Origin of the sequence: Allobosea sp. CRIB-10 (assembly GCF_900112185.1) — a bacterium.
Classification (GTDB): Bacteria; Pseudomonadota; Alphaproteobacteria; order Rhizobiales; family Beijerinckiaceae; genus Allobosea.
The window spans coordinates 39,859-58,467 of the sequence record NZ_FOKP01000002.1 but is presented as its reverse complement, the minus strand read 5'-3'; the positions used below and the strand labels follow the sequence as shown (position 1 = coordinate 58,467).

Genomic DNA, 18,609 nt, shown 5'->3' with positions numbered 1-18,609 from the left:
CATGAGCCGCGAGAGCATTCTCAACGCCGCGCTGGCGCTCCTCCTGCTGGCACTGCCCTTCGTCGCCTTCGCACTCGACGAGCCCTTCTACATCGATCTTGCGACACGCATGGCCGTGCTCGGCCTCGCGGCGACCGGCCTCAACCTGGCGCTCGGCGTCGGCGGACTGGTGTCGTTCGGCCATGCCGCCTTCTTCGGCATCGGTGGCTATGTCGCCGGCGTCATGGCGACCCATGCCTTCAATGCGGAGCCGATCTTCGCCGTGCCCTTCACGCTGTCCGCCAGCGATCTCATGCCGGTGATCTGGATCGTGGCGATGGGCCTCGCTGCGCTCCTCGCCCTGCCGATCGGCGCGATCAGTCTGCGCACCAGCGGCGTCTACTTCATCATGATCACCTTGGCCTTCGCTCAGATGGTCTATTATTTCGCGATTTCCTGGCCGGCCTATGGCGGCGAGGACGGGCTGGCGCTGTCGGTGCGCAACACGCTGCCGGGGCTCGATACGGCGGAGTCGCTGACCTTCTTCCTCATCTGCTATGCCATGCTGATGGCGGGGCTCGCCGCCTTCGCCGTCCTGCGCAATTCGCGCTTCGGCACGGCGCTCGAAGCCGCCCGGCAGAACGAGATCAGGCTCGCCGCGGTCGGCGTTGCGCCTCTCCGTGTGCGCCTCGTCGCCTTTGCCCTCTCGGCCGGGCTCACCGGATTGGCCGGCGCCCTCTATGCCGACCTCAACAAGTTCGTCAGCCCCTCGATGCTGTCATGGCACATGTCGGGCGTGCTGATCGTCCTGGTGATCCTCGGCGGCGTCGGCCGGCTGTTCGGCCCGGTCGCCGGCGCGATGCTCTATGTCTTCCTCGAATTCGCGCTCGGCGGGTTGACCGAGCGCTGGCAGCTCTTCCTCGGGCTGATCCTGCTCGGCGTGGTGTTGTTCGCGCGCGGCGGGCTGATCGGCATGCTGGCGGGGAGGCTTCGTCATGGCTGAGCCGCTGCTCCAGATCCGCAATCTCACGAAGAGCTTCGGTGCGCTGAAGGCGACGAACGACGTCAGCATCGATCTGAGGCCTGGCGAGGTCCATGCGCTGATCGGCCCCAATGGCGCCGGAAAAAGCACCTTGATGCATCTGATCTCCGGCTTTCTGAAGCCGGATTCCGGATCGATCCTCTTCGACGGGCAAGACGTCTCCGGTATCGACATGGCCGGCCGCGCCCGTCTCGGGCTCGGGCGCACCTTCCAGATTTCCTCGCTCGCCCCGGATTTCTCGGCGCTGCGCAATGTGATGCTCGCGGTGCAGGCGCGGCAGGGGTCGAGCTTCCGCTTCATTCGTCCCGTGCGCAACGACGCCTCGCTGATCGAGCCCGCCATGGCGGCGCTCGAACGGGCCGGGCTCGCAGCACGCGCGCGGATTCCGGCCGCCGAGCTCTCGCATGGCGAGCGACGCCAGCTCGAGATCGCGATGGCCCTGGCGCTCGGCGCGAAGGCTTTCCTCTTCGACGAGCCGATGGCCGGCATGGGGCCGGAGAGCGCGAAGACGCTGACGACCTTTCTCGACCGGCTCAGGCGAGAAGCCCCGGTCCTTCTGATCGAGCACGACATGGACGCCGTCTTCGCGCTGGCCGACCGGATATCGGTGCTCGTCTATGGCAGCGTCATCGCCACAGGAACGGTCGAGGAGATCCGCCGCAATGCGGATGTACGCAGCGCCTATCTGGGAGATACGCCATGAGCCTGCTCTCAGTTTCCGGGCTCGAAACCTTCTATGGCGCATCGCAGGCGCTGTTCGGCATCGAGCTCGATGTCGGGGAAGGGGAGGTCGTCGCCCTGATGGGGCGCAACGGCATGGGCAAGACCACCACGATCCGCTCGATCATGGGATTGTCGCGGCCGCGCGGCGGTCGTGTGCGCTTCGATGGCCGCGAAGTCGCCGGCATGGGCGCCCACCATATCGCGCGCCTCGGCATCGGGCTGGTGCCGGAGGGGCGGCGCTGTTTCTCCAACCTCACCGTCCACGAAAACCTCGTCGCCGCAGCCCGGCCCGGCCTCTGGAGCGAGCACCGCGTCGTCGAGCTCTTTCCGCGCCTCGGCGAGCGCCGCAACCAATATGCCCGCTCGCTGTCGGGCGGCGAGCAGCAGATGCTGGCCGTGGGACGGGCGCTGATGACCAATCCGCGCTTGCTCGTGGTCGATGAGGCGACGGAAGGGCTCGCGCCGATCATCCGTCAGGACATCTGGTCGGTGATCCGCAAGCTGAAGGCCAACGGGCAGTCCATTCTCGTCGTCGACAAGACCCTGTCCGAACTGCTGCCGACCGTCGACCGCTGCTTCATCCTGGAAAAAGGCAGGACGGTGCATCAAGGAACGAGCGCGACGCTGACCCACGAGATCCTCGACCGCTATCTCGGTGTGTAGGCGCCGTTGACTGCGGTCGGGATGGAAATGCGGGCCGAGGTTCCGATCGACTACGCTTTGGCCCGCTCCACGGCGAAGCGATCGAGCAAGGCCTCCAGCCCGATCCGGAAGGTTTCCTTCGCGTTGACATGCGCGAACTGGCGCAGGGCGTATTTCAGCCCGGGCATCGTGCCGTTCGGGTAGCTGTCGGCCTTCTTGAGCAGGAAAGCCTCATGCTCGACCGGCGCGAGCCGCGAGGCTTCCGAACCGGCCGCGGTCAGGCAGTGCAGCGCCAAAGCGTGATAGAACTGCGCCGTCTGCGTGGCGTCGAAGCCCGCTTCCCTGAACATCGAAAAGACCTTGTCGAGGTAGAGCGCGCCGTAGTCGGTCTCTCCCTCGCGGACCTTCTGAAACACGCGAAACTTCGCATGCATGAGAATGTGCTCCGCCGCGCCACGATGGGCGCCATAGGCATCCCGCAGCGCAGTCGCGAAGTTGCCGATCCGGTCGCGCCAGTCGGAGCCTGCGGGAAGCTTGGCGAGCCTGGCCAGCAGCTCCTTGTAGAAGCGGTTCAGGATCGCAGATATCAAATCGTCCTTCGTGCCGAGATGATAGTGCAGGGCGCCCGGAGCCACGCCCAGTTCTTTCGCCAGGCCGACAAACGAAATATCGCCCAGGGATTGTTGCTTTGCCTGATCATAGGCGAGGTCGACGACAACCTCGCGGTTGACGACCCCGGCATCGTTCTGCCCATCGAGCCGCGGGCGGCCGCGCCCGCGGGGAATCTTCACCTTCTCTGCGTCCATGCCCGATATTGACATGGCATGAATTGCGGAGCCAGCAGGAAACAAATATTGATATAGTCTCAATTATTGACTATGTTCCAGATGCAAATGATGGCAAGGGAGTAGCGAGATGACCGACACGACAGACCGGCTCGGCACGCGCGAGGATGCCTCGTCCGCCAAGACGTTCAATGAGGCTTACGGCATCAGCGACGGCGCCGTGGCCGGCCTCAGGCATGCGAGCCTCGACGGCGTGCAACTGTCGCTGAACGGCGTCGACCACACGGCGCGGCCGACCTGGAAGCTGAACGAGACCGTGGAGTTCTATCGGGACATCCTCGGCCTGCCGCTGGTGCATGCGATCAGCGCCCGCGGCTGGGGGCCGCCCGGCCACCACGATTTCCTGCATTTTTTCTTCGATGCCGGCAAAGGCGCGACGATCGCCTTCTTCTATTACATCGGCTCGCAGCGCCCCGAGAAATACGTGCCCGAGGAGCACCACTTCTATTTCGCCACCCACACCGCCTGGGCGGTGGAGACGGAAGCGCAACTCATCCAATGGAAGGAAACCCTGGAGGCCAGGGGCATCAAGGTCTCGCCCTACACCAAGCACGAGATCCTGGAATCGATCTATTTCACCGATCCCAACGGCTACCCCGTCGAGGTCACGTTGCGCCTGCGCGAGACCGAGGTGATCGACGAGGTCGACGCCAGGCTGACGATCCAGGCCGCCATGGAGACCGAAGCCGAAGCGCGTGCCGAGAACAGATTGCTCGCCGATATCGACACCATCTGGCGCCGCAAGGCCAAGCTCGTCGACGCCTACAAGGGAGCGCCGGCATGATCACCGTCTATGTGGTCGACGTCCCGGAGTTTCGGCCGATGGTCGAAACCGCCGAGGGGCAGGACGGGGTCACGGTCTCCGGTCCGGTCAAGGGCTATTGGACGATCGAGGCGTCGACGGAACTGCGCTTCAATCGCAAGGCCATGAAGATGAAGCCGGCCGTCTGGTACGGCATCTTCACCGGTGGCCTCAATGGCGAGATCGCCGATTGGGGCCGTGACGAGGTCCGAGTCGTCGGGACGAACAAGCCGCTCTGACGCGCAAGACAGACACAAAAAACCGGCCGGGCGCAGTTCGCGTCCGGCCGGTTTCTTCTGATCGATTCTAGGAGAGATGGCCCAACTCGTCCCGAAGTTTGGCTGCGATCAGGTCGCGCAGGGCCTGCCGGTCGAGCTTGCCGACCCGGGTGGTTGGAAAGGCGTCGATCGCTTCGATCCGCTCGGGTCGCTTGAAGTTCGCCAGACCGCGCGCGCTCAGGAATGCTCCGAGCTCCCTGACATCGGGCAGGGCCGCACCGGGGGCGGCGATGAGATAGGCGCAGGCCTTCTCGCCATATTGCGGGTCGGGCATGGCGACGACTTTGGAATCGGCGACGGCTGGATGCTGGTTGATCAGCGCTTCGATGTCTTCCGTTCCGAATTTCTCGCCGCCGCGATCGATATTGTCCTTCAGGCGCCCTTCGAAGGAGTAGTGACGCTCGCCGTCGATCAGGTGGGCGCGCATCAGGTCGCCCGTCCGGAAGAAGCCGTCCGGGGTGAGCTTCCCATCCATCTGCTCGGCACCGCCCATATAGGCGGCGAAGAGCGAGGGACCGCGAAAACAGAGTTCGCCGCTTTCTCCAAGCGGAACTTCGTTGCCGGATGGATCGAGCAGGCGAATCTCGTCGAGCGGCGAGGCCGGAATGCCGACCGTCATATGCCGGGCATGGAGGGATGCCGTCGGCCGTGCGCAGGTCAGCAATCCCTCCGTGATGCCGTAGGCGTTCATCACCGGGACGCCGACATGGGCCTCGATCCGGTCCGCGCCGCTGAGCGTGGTCAGGAAGCGCAATGACGAGATGTCGTGGTCGGCGATGCGATCATAAGCCAGGATGCCGCTGGCGACCGGGCCGATGCTGCCCGAATAGGTGACACGCTCGGTTTCGATCAGAGTGAAGAACTCCCGCGCGTCGAAGCGCTGCATCAGCACGAGCTTTCGCCCGCCGCTGATCGCCGGAAACAGGTGGTAGATCATCGCCGCATTGTGGATGAGCGGCAGGGACCAGAGATGGACATCGTCCGGGCCGAGCCCCAGCAGGTGCTCCCAGGAGGCGACGTAGCTCATGTACTCGCCGTGCAATCGCGGAATGACCTTGGGCAGGCCGGTCGACCCGCCCGAGAGCTGCAGCATCAGCACATCGTGCGGACCGGGCCGTATCGCGTCGATGGCGGCATCGCGAGGCATCTCGACCATTCGCGCGAAATCGAGTTCGCCCTCGGCAGCGGTGCCGTGCACCACCATGGTATGGCTGAGCGTCGCGATCTCCTCCCGCATCTCCCGGGCGAACCCAACGAGGTCGAAGCTCGACGGATAGTCTGCCTGGACGATGTGGAGGCGCGGCTTGGTGATGGCGCTGATCGCGCGGATCTCGTGGCCACGATGCTGCGGCAGCGTGCAGACCGGAACGATCCCGGCCTTGAGACAGCCGAAGAGTGCGACGACGGTATCGGGAATGGTTCCCATCTGGAACAGAGCCGTATCGCCCGGACGAAGCCCGGCGGCCAGCAGGCCCGACGCGAGATTGTCCGACCGGCTCTGCAGCTCCCGGAAGGTCATCCGCGCGCCGCTACCGACCAGGGCCGTCTTGTCGGAATTGCGCTCGACGGAGGACGCGAGCGCTTCTAATGCGGTTCGCGGTACCCTCTGACGCGGCTCCTGCCCGATCCTCGCCATTCTCTCTCCTCCCGATTTTCCTCCATTCTCGCATTAATTGAGATACTGTCAATTAAAAAGAGGCGATGAACCCGCCGACGCTGCGCAGCTTCCGTAGTCGGCGGCAAATGTTCGGCGCCGTTCGCAGACCGTCAGGCGCCGTAAAGAGCGGACATCAGGGCTGGCCTGGCCTAGAGCATTTTCGAGCGAAGTGGATACCGGTTCGCGTGAAGAAAATGCGATCAAACAAGGACCTAGAGCAATTTCGCGATTCGAAGAATTGCGGAAATGCTCTAGGTTCGTCCACCTATCTCAAGGATGATCCGCTTAGAGGCTGTTGGTGACCATGCGAGCGATTTGGTGAGGTCAAAACCGCAGAGATGGGAGGAGTATCGCGCCACCGATACATCCGTATCGGCAAGCGGGGCGACGCTGCAGATCTGCGGTTTTCACCTCACCCGCAGGGCGCGGCGCTTTTGCGCGACTGCCGTGTCATTCTTAGTAGCAAGCCGGAAGGCGTGCGTCCTCGAACTCCTTGCATCCGCGCAGAATCGCCAGCGTCAAATCGCTCGCATGGTCACTAACAGCCTCTAGGTCCCCGCAACGGCGCTGAAGACCCGGGCGACGGCTTCGGCGCCGGGATCGACGACGCCGAGCAGGTCCTTGCTGCCGACATAGCTCGAGCGTCCGGCCCGCGCTGCGGGCATGCTCGCGGTCTGGTCAGCACCGGCCCGAGCGGCCGTCGCCGCCGAGGCGAGGCCGAGCCCGGCCGCGAGAGCTTCGATGGCCGGCACGAGCGCGTCGAGCATCGTGCGATCGCCCGTCCGTGCCCCGCCATAGTGCTGCATGCGCTCGACGCCGGCCTGGAGCGCCTTCGGCATCTCCGCGCCTTCCGTGAGGGCCACCCCGACCGCGGCGACGAAGATGGACAAGAGCACGCCGCTCGAACCGCCCATGACGCGGGACAGGCGTTCGGCCAGCGCGCGACAAAGCGCTCCCGACTCCGCGAGCGGCAAGTCGTCAAGGTCCTCGCGAACGCGGCGGGCCGCGGCGGCGAAGGTCGAGCCGGTGTCGCCGTCGCCGACACGCGCGTCGAGGCCATCGAGCTCGGACTGTGCGTCGATCAGCGTCGAGCAGATCTTTTCAAGAAGGGCGCGAGCGGCCGGGTTTGCCGTGGCCTTGGCCGGCGACTGCGATAGCTCTGCCGGCACGGCGAGCGTCGGAACCGCCTGCGCCGCGCGGCGGGCGGCGGGCCATGCCGGCGAGGCGACGGGAGCCCTCAACATGGCGACCTTCGCATCGTCGACCGGCATCAGCGACAGCGAGAAACCACGCATGTCGAGCGCCGTGACGGCCGCCGCCTGTCCAAGGACCCAGGTGATGCGGGCTCCGAGCGGGTTTACGAGGACCGCCCGGGTGACGAGCGCCATTTCGAGCGCCGGCACGCCGCCGAGATTGTTGACCAGCAGCGCCAGCTGCGGCGCCGCCTGAATGTCCGGGCCGAACTGCGCCAGCATCCTGGCGACCAGCTCGGAGACCGGCGGTAGCGGAATGCGCGCCGAGCCGGGTTCGCCGTGGATGCCGAGCCCGAGCTCGGCTTCGCCGTCTCCGATCCGATCCTCGTGAGCGCGCCCGGGGATCGTGCAGCTCGTGGTGGTGACGCCGAGCGAGCGGACCGAGCGGGCAACCTCTTCGGCGGCAGCCCGAACCTCCGCCAGGGGTAGGCCGGCGCGCGCGGCGAAGCCCGCTGCCTTGTGAACGAAGATGGTGCCCGCGATCCCACGCGGCCGGGGATTGTCCGGGATCGCGACATCGTCGGCGACGATGACCATCTCGACCTTGCGGCCGAGCGCGCGGGCCTTTTCGGCGGCAAGGCCGAAATTCAGGCGGTCGCCGACATAATTCTTGACGACCAGCAGGCATCCGGCTGGCCCCGTCACGGCGAGGATGGCCGCGAGGACGGCATCGACGGTCGGCGAGGCGAAGATGTCGCCGCAGACGGCCGCGTCGAGGAGACCTTCGCCGACGAAGCCGGCATGGGCGGGCTCATGGCCGGAGCCGCCGCCGGAGATGACGGCGACATGATCCGGATTGCGGTTGGTGCGGAGGACGACCTTGATCTCCGGATAGCCGTCCAGGCGGGCGAGACCGCTATCGGCCGAGGCGAGGAGCAGCCCGTCGAGGGCCTCGGTCACGATCGCATCGCTGCTGTTGATGAAATGTCGCATGCGAAGTCCTGCTGTGAAGTGGGCGGTAAAGGCGCCTGTCGGCCTGGATGGGATACGGAGAATTAGGCGGAGCTCGGCACAGGGTTCTGCATGCCCCATCGAAGGGCTGCCGTGTGGACCGGCGCGTCCCAGAGCATGAGCGCGTCGTCGTCCATCGTGGTCACCGTCAACGAGCAGCCGGCCATGTCGAGCGAAGTGACGTAGGATCCGACGAGACTGCGCGCAGGTGCCAGCCCGCGACCGGCGAGGATGCGCCTGGCGCTGTTCGCCATCAGGTAGAGCTCCATCGTCGGCGTACCGCCGAAACCGTTGACGATCAGCAGGAGAGGATCGCCTGGCCGCGGCGCCAGCTCGCTCAGGATCGGGGCGAGGAGCGCCTCGGCGATCTCGTCGGCGCCGGCCAGCGCGACACGTCGGCAGCCCGGCTCGCCATGGATGCCGACGCCCAGCTCCATCTCGTCCTCCGCGAGGGAAAAGGTGGGTCGGCCGGCCCCCGGAACGGTGCAGGAGGTGAGGGCGACGCCCATCGAACGGGTGCGCCCATTGATCGAGCGCCCGAGCGCCGCCAGGGATTGGAGATCGCGCCCCTGTTCGGCTGCGGCGCCGACGATGCGCTCGACCGCGAGCGTGCCGGCGACGCCCCGTCGCCCGGTCGAATGGGCCGACGGCTTCACCGCGACGTCGTCGTCGATGACGATGCTGGCGACGGGGCCGGCGACCATCTCGGCCGCCATCTCGAAGTTCATCACGTCGCCTTCGTAGTTCTTGACGATGAACAAGGTTCCAGGCGCGCCGGAGACCGCGGCGACGGCCGCGACCATCTGGTCGGGGGTCGGCGAGGTGAAGACCTGGCCGGGACAGGCGGCATCGAGCATGCCGCGGCCGACGAAGCCGACATGCAGCGGCTCGTGCCCGGAGCCGCCGCCGGAGATCAGCGCGACCTTGTCGCGACGAACGTCCCTGCGGCGCACGAACTTGCCGTCATCGGCAAGGGCCAGGATGTCGCCATGCGTCGCCACCAGCCCGCGAAGGCTCTCGCTCAGGACCGTGTCGACAGTGTTGATCAACTTCTTCACGGCGTTTCCCCTCGCTCGTCGATATCGGCCCTCTTCGGGGTCATTCAGCATCTTCGTCGTCGGCCGGCAGCAGGCCGGCAATGCCGGTCGCCAGCGTGCGGATCAGCGCGTCCGCGCGGGCGTTCAGAGCGGGGTCGCCGAGGTCCGGGACGGAGACCGTGATCTGACGCAAGGCGCGTGGGCCGCTGGCGACGTCGAGGCGGCCGGGATGGGCCTGCCGATAGGCATCGAGGAACGCCTCGCGTTCGGTCGGCGTGACGTGGCAGATCTGGAAGATCGTATCGAGATGCTGCGCCGGAATCGGCGTGATGTAGGTCGGATTGACGATCTGCGAGATGAAGCTGCGGTTCTTGCCGAGCGCCTCGGCCAGCCGCTGCCGGGTTCCCGACGGCCTGTTGTCCAGAACCTGGCGCAGGATGGTCTTGTAGCGCGCGAGCGGGGAGAGGGCCTCCGTAGCGCCCGGCTGGGGGATCTCAGGGCTCATGGCCGCGCTCCTCGGACAGGTCAACCGCCCGTATCGCTTCCTTCGTCGCCGCGACGAGACCAGGCGGGACCGAGAGGCTCCGCAAGCCGGCACGCAGCAAGGCCGGGATCGATCGCGGGTCGGCTCCGGCGTCGCCGCACAGGCTGACCGACCGGCCTCCGGCCGAGCCATGGCGCGCGACATGGGCGATCAGGCCGAGAACGCCGGGATGAAGGGTGTCCGCATAGGCGGACACCGCCGGATTGTCGCGAGCCGCGGCTGCCGCGTACTGGGTGAGATCGTTCGAGCCGATCGAGAGGAAATCGGCGCGGATATCGCCGATGGCGAAGGCGAGCGCGGGAACCTCGACCATGATCCCGAGCGGAGGCCGCGCATGCGCGAGGCCGGCCGCCTGGAGCTCCGCCGTCGCCTGGTCGAGCAGTCGGCCTGCGGCATCGATCTCGTCCTGGCGCGTGACCATCGGCAGCATGATCCGCACCGGCCCGTCGGCTGCAGCGCGGGCGAGCGCGCGCAATTGCACGCCGAAGCGATCGGGGTGTCGCAGCGAGAGGCGGATGCCACGCAGTCCCAGGAACGGATTGCTCTCATCCTCGACGGTATAGCCCGGGATCGGCTTGTCGCCGCCGGCATCGAGCGTGCGGATGGTGACCGGCCGGCCGTCCGCCCAGCGCACCAGCGCGCGGTAGAGGCCGAACTGGCGCTCCTCGTCGTCGAGGGCGTCTCCGGCGAGGAATTCGGTTCGGGCCAGGCCGATCCCGTCGCAGGATTCAGCCGCGAAACCGGCGATGTCCTCGACACCGCTGACATTGATCGAGACCGCGATCCGGGTGCCGTCGCGGGTGACCGCCGGCTCAAGCCGACGGTGTTCGGCCTGTCGCGTTGCAGTCTTGCGAGCGGCCGAGCGCTGCTCCGTCTCGGCCAAGGTTGCGGCAGAGGGAGCGATGATCACCCGCCCGGCATCGCCGTCCACCGCGACGATGCCCGACAGCGTCGTCCAGGACGGCCCGAGACCGACGACCATCGGCACGGACCGGGCGCGCGCGAGGGTGGCGACATGGCTCGTCGGGCTGCCGGCACCGAGCGCGACCCCGCCGCCCTTCGACCAGTCGACGGCGAGAAACTGCGATGGCTGCAGGTCCTCAGCGACGATGACGTCGCCTGACCGGATCGCGACGGCGCCAAGGCCGAACAGATGACGCAGGACGCGATCGCGGATATCGGCGAGATCGCTCGAACGGGCCCGGAAATGCGGATCGTCGGCCGCGAGATAGCCCGCGATTTCGGCATCGAGCGCCGCAGCCCAGGCCTGGTGCGCGGGCATGCCCGCGGCGATTGCGGCGAAGGCGCCCTCTGCAAGCGCCTCGTCCTCCAGCATCGCCACCTGGAAGCCGAGCATCTCCGCGGCCTCGCCCGCTTGCGCGGCAGCCAATGCGTTGATCGCGGCGGCGGCGGCCTGGATCGCATCGGTCAGGGCGGTGCGCTCGTTTCCCGGCGATCCGGCGGTGCGCGCGACGGCTGAAAGCGGATGGATCGGCCAGGCGGCGCCGACCGCGACACCCGCGGCTGCGCCAAGCCCTGATATGGCCCGCTCCATCGCCGTCACTCCTCGCCGAACTTGCGCTGGACGAGGTCGACGAGCGCGTCGAGGGCCTGGGAGGCATCGGTTCCCGAAGCCCGGAAATGCAGGGTCTCGCCCTTGAGGGCCTTCACGCGCATGATCTTGACCGGGCTCTTCGCATCGACCCAGGGACCGTCGGCGGCCGTGGCGACCTCGACACGCGCCCGAAAGCGCTTGGCGGACTGCGTCAGCTTGACCGAAGGACGGGCATGCAGGCCGACTTCGTTGGTGAGACGAACGGATGCCTTGAGGTCGAGCGTCATGGCCTCGGATTCAGGCTTCATTGCGCCATCAACTCCTCGGCCGTGGCCTTGACCTTGGCGAGATTGGAACCTCCGGAGGCTTCCGTCGCCGCCATCACCGCGCCCTCGACGATCGGAGCGTTGCAGATGACGACGCGATCCCTTCGGTCTTCCTGCATCATCTCGATCGCCATCTCGCTATTGGTCTCGGCGCCGCCGAGATCGACGAGGATGGCGACGCCGGCGTCCGACCAGGCCGTCTCGATGGCCGCGATGATCGAGGCGACGTCCGTACCGATACCGCCTTCGGCATTGCCGCCGGCATAGGCGATCGAGACGCTGTTGCCGACCATCTGGCGCGCCATGTCGGCCGCTCCCTCGGCGACTTTGAGAGAATGGGAGACGATCACGATTCCGACGTTCTGCGTCACAGGCAGGCTCCCTCCAAGGCGCTGCAGGCCGCTGCAACGAGAACAGCCGACGAGCGGGCGCCGGGATCCATATGTCCGACCGAGCGCGCGCCGAGAAACGAGGCGCGGCCCCTGATCGCGTGCATCGGGACTGTCGCCTGCGCGGCTTCCTCTGCGACGAGCGGCAGGCGCCGGAGCAGATCGGAGCCGCCACGGGCGAGCACCTGCTGCACAGGGATGAGGACGTCCAGCATCGTCTTCTGTCCGGGCTCCGACTTGCCGCGCGCCTGCACCGCCGTGATCGCCTTGTCGAGAGCGGTCGCGGCTTCGGTCACGGTCGGCTCCGCCGGCAATTCCTTGGCGAGGGTCATGAACAGCGTTCCGTACAGCGGCCCGGAAGCGCCGCCGACCTTCATGATCAAGATCGTGCCGAGATTCATGAGAGCATCGCGAAGGGGCTGGCCGGCGAGCGCGTCGACATCGGAGAGGACGGCCTCGAAGCCGCGGCGCATGTTGAGACCGTGATCGCCGTCGCCGATGGCCTGATCAAGCGCGGTCAGCTCGTCGGCATGGGCGATGATGGTCGTCGCCATCGCTGCGATCAGGGCATGCTGGGTGGCAGGTCTCATCGATATGCCTCCATTGCGCGGAATCGACCCCATCATGCTTGCACGCGCGCGCCCTTGCCGTCGAAGAAGAGCGGCGCGCGCAGGCCGATGCTCACCAGATCGCCGACTGCAAGCGGGGTGTCCGGATCGACGAGGCTAACGGTCTTCTCGTTCTCTATCGCGACGTGGATATGATTCTGGTCGCCCAGATGCTCGATCCAGCTCACCGTGCCGACCGGCCCGGCGCGCGGGCCGTCGCTCGCCCGCGCGATCTCCAGATGCTCCGTCCTGACCCCGATCGTTGCAGTGGCGCCGGGCGCCGCGAGATCCGGAAAGAGCCGCCGCGACAACAGGTTGATCGGTGGATGGCCGAGACGGCCGGCGACATAGGCGTCGGCCGGGCTCTCGTAGATTTCGCGCGGCGTGCCGAGCTGAACGAGCCGGCCCTCCCGCAGCACGCCGACGCGCGTCGCCAAGGTCATCGCCTCGGTCTGGTCGTGGGTCACGTAGAGCAAGGTCGCGCCGAGCTCCTGCTGGATGCGCTTGAGCTCGATCCGCAGATCGGCGCGCAGCTTGGCGTCGAGCGAGGAGAGCGGCTCGTCCATCAGCGCGATCGCCGGGCGGCGCACCAAGGCGCGGCCGATCGCGACGCGCTGCATCTGGCCGCCCGACAGATGCGTGGCGCGGTTCTGCAGCTTGTCGGCGATCCTGAGGAGGTCGGCGACGTCGTGGACGATGCGCCGGATCTCGGCTTCGGGCGTGCGCCGCAGCGGCGAGCGCAGCGGGAAGGCGAGATTGTCGTAGACCGAGAGATGCGGATAGAGCGAGTACTGCTGGAAGACGAAGGTCACGTCGCGGGCCGCCGGCGGCTCTTGGGTGACGTCGTGTCCGTCGATCAGGACCCGGCCGGCATCGGGATGGTCGAGCCCGGCGGCGAGCCGCAGCAGAGTGGTCTTGCCGGCGCCGGTCGGACCCAGCAGGACGACGAACTCGCCGTCGCCGATCGTCAGCGATACGTCTTCGATCGCGCTCGTCGCGCCGAAGCGCTTCATCAGGCCTTTCAAGGCGACCTCAGACATGGGCGGCTCCCGGCGCGTGAGGGGAATTCATCGTCTTGCGATGCCGGGAGGCGGCATGCGGCGCCTCGTGCAAGGTGGAGCGGATGACCTTGCCGGTGTCACCCGCGAACAGGGACAGCTTCGCCGATCTCAGCTGGAGCCCGACGAGTTCGTCGGGGGATAGGGTCTGGGCTGAGGACACGCGCGCCTTCACCGCGCCATAGGCGGTGCCGACCGTGACGATCTGGGTGGTGCCGAGATATTCGGTGCCGACCACCTTGCCGCGGATTCCGCCTTCGCTGACGAGCGCGACATGCTCGGGCCGGACGCCGAGGGCAAGCGGGCCGGAGGCGCGCCCCTCGCGCGAGGCCGGGATCGCTACCGGGACGCCGCCGAGCCCGAGCTCGCTGGCGTTTGGTTCGACTGCGCCTTCGAATCTCAGCAAGTTCATGGCCGGCGAGCCGATGAACTCGGCGACGAAGATCGAGGCCGGGCGGTCATAGATGTCCTGGGGCGAGCCCAGCTGCTCGACAACCCCGCCATTCATCACGGCGATGACATTGGCCATCGACATGGCCTCGAGCTGGTCATGGGTGACGTAGACGGTCGTGGCCTTGAGGCGGTCGTGCATGGCGCGAAGCTCGCCGCACATGATGTGGCGGAACTCGGCATCGAGCGCGCCGAGCGGCTCGTCCATCATGAAGGCCTTGGGCTGGCGAACGAGCGCGCGGCCGAGTGCGACCCGCTGGCGGTCGCCTCCCGACAGGCCGGATACGGGCTTGTCGAGCAGATGCTCGATGCGCAGCATGCGCGCAGCTTCTTCGACCCGGCGCCGGATCTCCGGCTTCGGCGTGCCGACCGAGACGAGCGGGAAGGCGATGTTGCGACGCACGTTCATATGCGGATAGAGCGCGAACAGCTGGAACACCATCGCGATGTCGCGCTCGCGCGCCCGCTTGAAGGTGACGTCCTCGCCATCGAGCCGGATGCTGCCGGAGCTGGGCAGTTCGAGCCCGGCCACCATCCTCAGCGTCGTGGTCTTGCCGCAGCCCGAGGGCCCCAGCAGGCAGAAGAAGTCGCCGTCCTGCACGGTGAAGCTCGTGTCCCTCACCGCGGTGAACGAGCCGAACTGCTTCAGGAGATTCTCAACCCTGATCTCGGCCATGGCTCACTCCGGGAATTTCGAGACGAGCGTGAACATGGCGACGCCCAGGAGCGTGGTCGCGAAGGAATAGGTGTAGAGCACCAGGGCGAAGGGCTGCAGCAGCATCAGGACGCCGGCCGCGATGAGCACGGTCGCGAGCGCTTCCATCGGCCGCCGGCGCAGCGCTGCTGGCCAACGCGACCGGCGCGGGAGCGAGCTGTTGGGATTGACGGTGGTCATTTGCGCACCGCTCCGAAGGTGATGCCGCGCAGGAGATGCTTCCTGAGCAGGACGGTGAAGACGAGGATCGGCAGGAGGAAGAGCGCGGTTCCGGCGGCCACGGCGGGCCAGTCCTGCCCGCCTTCGCCGATGATGATCGGGATGAAGGGCGGGGCGGTCTGCGCCGCGCCGGAGGTGAGGAGCACTGCGAAGGCGTACTCGTTCCAGGCGAAGATCAGGCAGAAGATCGCGGTGGCGACGATGCCGGTCGTCGCCTGCGGCAGCACGACCTTCCAGAACGCCTGGAGGCGCGTATAGCCGTCGATCATCGCCGCCTCCTCGTATTCGCGCGGGATCTCGTCGATGAAGCCCTTCAGCAGCCAGACGGCGAGCGAGACGTTCACCGAGGTGTAGAGCAGGATCATGCCGAGCCTGGTGTCGGAGAGGCCGAGTTCGCGGTACATCAGGAAGACCGGGATCGCGACGGCGATCGGCGGCATCATCCGCGTCGACAGGATGAAGAACATGAGATCGTCCTTTAGCGGCACGCGGAAGCGCGAGAAGGCGTAGGCGGCCGCTGTGCCCAGCACGATCGACAGCGCCGTCGATCCGAAGGCGATGATCAGCGAGTTGACGAAGCGCGGCACATAATTGGAGGCGCCGACCACCACCATGTTGCGCGAGCGCGCCACCTCGTCGCAGCCGCCAGTGCTCGGCGGCAGGCCCGCAATGTAGTCGGGCGTCTGGCGCGAGCGGGTGGTGAAGAGGTTGCAGAAGCCTTCGGCCGTCGGCGTGAAATGCACGAAGGGGACGACCTTCGGCGGATAGGCGATCGAGTCCGGCGGCGACTTGATGCTGGTCAGGCCGATCCAGAGCAGCGGGATCAGGGCGACGCAGGCATAGAGGATGACGAGCACGCTGGCGGCGAGCTTGGCACCGGCCGAGGGTTCGACGACGGAGTGGGCGTTCGCGCTCATCGGGCTTTCACCTGGTTGAGGGCCTTCACGTAGATGTTCGCCAGTCCGAAGATCATGACGAACATGATCACCGCGAAGGCGGACGAATACCCGGTGCGCCAGGCCTCGAAGGCCGCGCGCTTAAGCGTGATCGAGGCCAGTTCGGTGGTCGAGCCCGGCCCGCCGGCGGTCAGCAGGTTGACGAGATCGAACATCTTGAAGTTCTCGATGCCGCGGAACAGCACGGCCAGCATGATGAAGGGCAGGCACATCGGCAGCGTGATCGAGACGAACTGGCGCCAGTTGGAGGCGCGGTCGACCTCGGCGGCCTCGTAGATGTAATCGGGGATGGAGCGCAGGCCCGCCAGGCAGATCAGCATGACATAGGGCGTCCACATCCAGGTATCGACGATGATGATCGCCCAGGGGCTCAAGGAGACGTCGCCAAGCATCTGGAACGAGGCCGGCTCGACCCCCGACACGAAGGAGACCAGATAATTGAACAGGCCGATCTGCGGCTGGTAGAGGAAGGTCCAGAAGTTCCCGACGACCGCCGGCGAGAGCATCATCGGGATCAGGATCAAGGTGGTCCAGAAGCCGTGGCCGCGGAACTTGCGGTCGATCAGGTAAGCGAGCGCAAAGCCGATCACGGTCTGGAGCAGGATGGTCCAGAACACGAAATGCGCCGTCGCCTGCATCCGCGCCCAGATGTCAGGATCGGTCAGGATGGTCTGGTAGTGCTCCAGACCGACATTGCGCACCGGTGCGTTCGGCCGGTTGGCGCGGTAATTTGTGAACGACAGCTGGATCGTCCAGATCAGCGGGAACAGGTTGATCGCCAGCAGAAGCAGCATCGTCGGGGTGATGAAGAGCCAGGCGATGGCAGTGTCGGAAAGCCCCCGCACGCGGGCTGCGATGCGGACCGGGGTGGCCGCAGCCGCTCTCGTACTGATGCTGTCGAACGAGGGCATCTGATTCATCGGATCACGATCTCCGCGGGCCGCTGTCGATCGGCCGTCGGCGGGAAGAGAGGGGTTTGGGGCGGCGCATGCTCGCGCCGGCCCCAAGTCCCTTGCGAGGGCTCAGAGCTTGCCGTCTTCCTTGAAGACCTTCGTCCAGTCCTGAATCAGCAGGTCGAGCGCCTGCTTGGCCGTGCCCTGGTCGGCGACGACGTAGTCGTGGACGCGCCGCTGCGTCGCCTGGAGCAGCTGGGCGTAGGCGGGCTCCTGCCAGAAATCGCGAACCTGGCCCATGGCGGTGAGGAAGTCGGCCGCGAACGGCGCCGTCTTGGCGAAGTTCGGATCGTCGAGCACCGCCTTGTGGCAGGAATAGCCGCCCAGCGCCCACCAGCGCTTCTGGATCTCGGGATCGGCGAACCACTTGATGTAGGCGAGCGCCTCGTTGCGGTTCTGCGAATAGCTCACCACCGAGATGCCCTGGCCACCGAGCTGGGATCCGGAGGTCTTCTCGCTGGGATTGACGAAGAAGCCGATCTTGTCGCCGCCGACATTCGGATCCTTGTAGAGGCCCGGGAAGAAGGCGAAGAAGTTCATCTGCATCGCCACTTGCCCGGACTTGAAGGCGTCGAGCCCCTCCTGCATGTAGCCGTTCGAGGCGCCGGGCGGCGTGCAGCACTTGTAAAGCGATTTGTAGAATTCGAGACCGGCGACAGCGTCGGGCGAGTTGACGAAGCCGTCCATGGCATAGGGCTTCTTCGGGTCCTGATACTGGAAGCCGAACGGGTAGAGCGCATTGGTCACGCCCATGGTGATGCCTTCCGAGCCGCGCTCGGTGTAGATCGAGGCGCCGTAGACCTTCTTGCCGTCGATCTCGCGATTCTGGAAGAACTCCGCGATCTGCTTGAGCTCCGTCTGCGTCTTCGGCGGGGCGAGGTCGCGCCCGTGCTTCGCCTTGAACGCGGCCTGGAGGTCAGGGCGCGCGAACCAGTCCTTGCGATAGGTCCAGCCGACGGCGTCGCCCATGGCCGGCAGTGCCCAATAGTTCTGCGTCCCCTTCGGCCAAGTCGAATAGCCTTCGACCGTCGCCGGCGAGAAATCGCTCATCTTGATTCCTTCCTTGGCGAAGAAATCGTTGAGCTTGACGTAATGGCCGTTCTCGGCCGAGCCGCCGACCCACTGGCTGTCGCCGATCATCAGGTCGCAGAGTCGGCCCTTCGCGTTAAGCTCGTTGAGCATCCGGTCGGCGAAGTTCGGCCAGGGCACGAACTCGAATTTCATCTGCGTGCCGGTCTTGGCTGTGAAGTCCTTGGACAGTTCGACCAGGGCATTGGCCGGGTCCCAGGCCGCCCAGCAGAGCGTGATCGTCTTGGATTGGGCCTGGGCGCCGGTTCCGGCCAGCAGATACGACGCGGCGGCGGCGCCGGCGAATGCCAGCGACCTCAGGGATGTCATGATGTCCTCCTTGGACAGAAGAGCTGAACCGTTTCCTCGAACCGTTCGGCAGAGCCCTCGCCGGAAGCGAAGAACCCAGCGCCGGTCGCCGTTCAGAGTCGCATGCTCTGTTTAGCGATTTGTTTAGTGAAGCTTTTATCGCTAAACATGTCAAGCGACCTGTCCGGAGCGCGGCGCAGCATGGATGCACATCGACTGGATACGAGGCCGCGAGCCTTGGGGGCGATGC

The 18,609-nt window shown here is 66.3% G+C and carries 20 protein-coding genes; 5 read left to right on the top strand and 15 right to left on the bottom strand.

Annotation, left to right across the window (positions count from 1 at the left end; genetic code table 11):
• The first annotated feature begins 1 nt into the window (after nucleotide 1).
• Genes BMZ69_RS03065 through BMZ69_RS03055 form a run of 3 tightly spaced genes read left to right on the top strand, consistent with a single transcriptional unit; the run spans nucleotide 2 to nucleotide 2,407 of the window.
• Nucleotides 2-982: a branched-chain amino acid ABC transporter permease gene (locus BMZ69_RS03065; protein WP_092154763.1), complete on the top strand. Its 981-nt coding sequence runs from the start codon at nucleotides 2-4 to the stop codon at nucleotides 980-982.
• Entirely contained in the window at nucleotides 975-1,724 is a 750-nt protein-coding gene (locus BMZ69_RS03060) for an ABC transporter ATP-binding protein (RefSeq protein ID WP_092154761.1), read from the top strand. Before BMZ69_RS03065 ends, BMZ69_RS03060 begins: the two co-directional genes overlap by 8 nt.
• Nucleotides 1,721-2,407, top strand: a complete 687-nt coding sequence (locus BMZ69_RS03055) for an ABC transporter ATP-binding protein (RefSeq protein WP_092154759.1) — start codon at nucleotides 1,721-1,723, stop codon at nucleotides 2,405-2,407. The genes BMZ69_RS03060 and BMZ69_RS03055 overlap by 4 nt, the downstream gene beginning before the upstream one ends.
• Before the next feature lie 50 nt (nucleotides 2,408-2,457).
• On the opposite strand, the gene BMZ69_RS03050 is transcribed toward BMZ69_RS03055, so the two are convergent.
• Nucleotides 2,458-3,237: a TetR/AcrR family transcriptional regulator gene (locus BMZ69_RS03050; RefSeq protein WP_139218962.1), complete on the bottom strand. Its 780-nt coding sequence runs from the start codon at nucleotides 3,235-3,237 to the stop codon at nucleotides 2,458-2,460.
• Between the two features lie 64 nt (nucleotides 3,238-3,301).
• Between BMZ69_RS03050 and BMZ69_RS03045 the strand changes: the two genes are divergently transcribed.
• Together BMZ69_RS03045 and BMZ69_RS31865 are read left to right on the top strand one after the other, a co-directional pair.
• Nucleotides 3,302-4,015 (top strand): VOC family protein, encoded by a 714-nt coding sequence (locus BMZ69_RS03045; RefSeq protein ID WP_210187982.1) that lies wholly within the window; start codon nucleotides 3,302-3,304, stop codon nucleotides 4,013-4,015.
• Complete coding sequence (locus BMZ69_RS31865; protein WP_210187981.1) at nucleotides 4,012-4,272, top strand: hypothetical protein; 261 nt, start codon at nucleotides 4,012-4,014, stop codon at nucleotides 4,270-4,272. Before BMZ69_RS03045 ends, BMZ69_RS31865 begins: the two co-directional genes overlap by 4 nt.
• 67 nt (nucleotides 4,273-4,339) lie before the next feature.
• On the opposite strand, the gene BMZ69_RS03040 is transcribed toward BMZ69_RS31865, so the two are convergent.
• The 14 genes from BMZ69_RS03040 to BMZ69_RS02975 form a co-directional block, all read right to left on the bottom strand.
• Nucleotides 4,340-5,947: an AMP-binding protein gene (locus BMZ69_RS03040; protein ID WP_092154755.1), complete on the bottom strand. Its 1,608-nt coding sequence runs from the start codon at nucleotides 5,945-5,947 to the stop codon at nucleotides 4,340-4,342.
• Nucleotides 5,948-6,516: 569 nt separating this feature from the next.
• Nucleotides 6,517-8,154 (bottom strand): dihydroxyacetone kinase subunit DhaK, encoded by a 1,638-nt coding sequence (locus BMZ69_RS03035; protein ID WP_092154753.1) that lies wholly within the window; start codon nucleotides 8,152-8,154, stop codon nucleotides 6,517-6,519.
• Nucleotides 8,155-8,216: 62 nt separating this feature from the next.
• Nucleotides 8,217-9,230: a dihydroxyacetone kinase subunit DhaK gene (gene dhaK / locus BMZ69_RS03030; protein ID WP_092154751.1), complete on the bottom strand. Its 1,014-nt coding sequence runs from the start codon at nucleotides 9,228-9,230 to the stop codon at nucleotides 8,217-8,219.
• Nucleotides 9,231-9,270: 40 nt separating this feature from the next.
• Nucleotides 9,271-9,714 carry a hypothetical protein gene (locus tag BMZ69_RS03025; RefSeq protein WP_244543186.1) on the bottom strand — a complete coding sequence of 148 codons (444 nt, stop codon included), beginning with the start codon at nucleotides 9,712-9,714 and terminating at the stop codon, nucleotides 9,271-9,273.
• Nucleotides 9,704-11,308: a phosphoenolpyruvate--protein phosphotransferase gene (locus tag BMZ69_RS03020; RefSeq protein ID WP_092154749.1), complete on the bottom strand. Its 1,605-nt coding sequence runs from the start codon at nucleotides 11,306-11,308 to the stop codon at nucleotides 9,704-9,706. The genes BMZ69_RS03025 and BMZ69_RS03020 overlap by 11 nt, the downstream gene beginning before the upstream one ends.
• A 5-nt stretch (nucleotides 11,309-11,313) precedes the next feature.
• Nucleotides 11,314-11,595 (bottom strand): HPr family phosphocarrier protein, encoded by a 282-nt coding sequence (locus BMZ69_RS03015; RefSeq protein WP_092155445.1) that lies wholly within the window; start codon nucleotides 11,593-11,595, stop codon nucleotides 11,314-11,316.
• A gap of 17 nt (nucleotides 11,596-11,612) precedes the next feature.
• Complete coding sequence (dhaM, locus tag BMZ69_RS03010; RefSeq protein ID WP_092154747.1) at nucleotides 11,613-12,011, bottom strand: dihydroxyacetone kinase phosphoryl donor subunit DhaM; 399 nt, start codon at nucleotides 12,009-12,011, stop codon at nucleotides 11,613-11,615.
• Nucleotides 12,002-12,613, bottom strand: a complete 612-nt coding sequence (gene dhaL / locus BMZ69_RS03005) for a dihydroxyacetone kinase subunit DhaL (protein ID WP_092154745.1) — start codon at nucleotides 12,611-12,613, stop codon at nucleotides 12,002-12,004. The genes dhaM and dhaL overlap by 10 nt, the downstream gene beginning before the upstream one ends.
• A 32-nt stretch (nucleotides 12,614-12,645) precedes the next feature.
• Nucleotides 12,646-13,671 carry an ABC transporter ATP-binding protein gene (locus BMZ69_RS03000; protein WP_092154743.1) on the bottom strand — a complete coding sequence of 342 codons (1,026 nt, stop codon included), beginning with the start codon at nucleotides 13,669-13,671 and terminating at the stop codon, nucleotides 12,646-12,648.
• On the bottom strand, nucleotides 13,664-14,815 hold the full coding sequence (locus tag BMZ69_RS02995) for an ABC transporter ATP-binding protein (protein WP_092154741.1): 1,152 nt from the start codon (nucleotides 14,813-14,815) through the stop codon (nucleotides 13,664-13,666). The genes BMZ69_RS03000 and BMZ69_RS02995 overlap by 8 nt, the downstream gene beginning before the upstream one ends.
• Before the next feature lie 3 nt (nucleotides 14,816-14,818).
• The gene (locus BMZ69_RS02990; RefSeq protein WP_092154739.1) at nucleotides 14,819-15,034 is read right to left on the bottom strand and encodes a hypothetical protein; all 216 of its coding nucleotides are present in this window, start codon (nucleotides 15,032-15,034) and stop codon (nucleotides 14,819-14,821) included.
• A complete protein-coding gene (locus BMZ69_RS02985) occupies nucleotides 15,031-15,990 on the bottom strand; it encodes a carbohydrate ABC transporter permease (RefSeq protein ID WP_092154737.1) in 960 nt (319 codons plus the stop codon). The genes BMZ69_RS02990 and BMZ69_RS02985 overlap by 4 nt, the downstream gene beginning before the upstream one ends.
• Nucleotides 15,987-16,949 (bottom strand): carbohydrate ABC transporter permease, encoded by a 963-nt coding sequence (locus BMZ69_RS02980; protein WP_092154735.1) that lies wholly within the window; start codon nucleotides 16,947-16,949, stop codon nucleotides 15,987-15,989. Before BMZ69_RS02980 ends, BMZ69_RS02985 begins: the two co-directional genes overlap by 4 nt.
• 102 nt (nucleotides 16,950-17,051) lie before the next feature.
• A complete protein-coding gene (locus BMZ69_RS02975) occupies nucleotides 17,052-18,380 on the bottom strand; it encodes an ABC transporter substrate-binding protein (protein ID WP_092154734.1) in 1,329 nt (442 codons plus the stop codon).
• Nucleotides 18,381-18,609 lie beyond the last annotated feature (229 nt).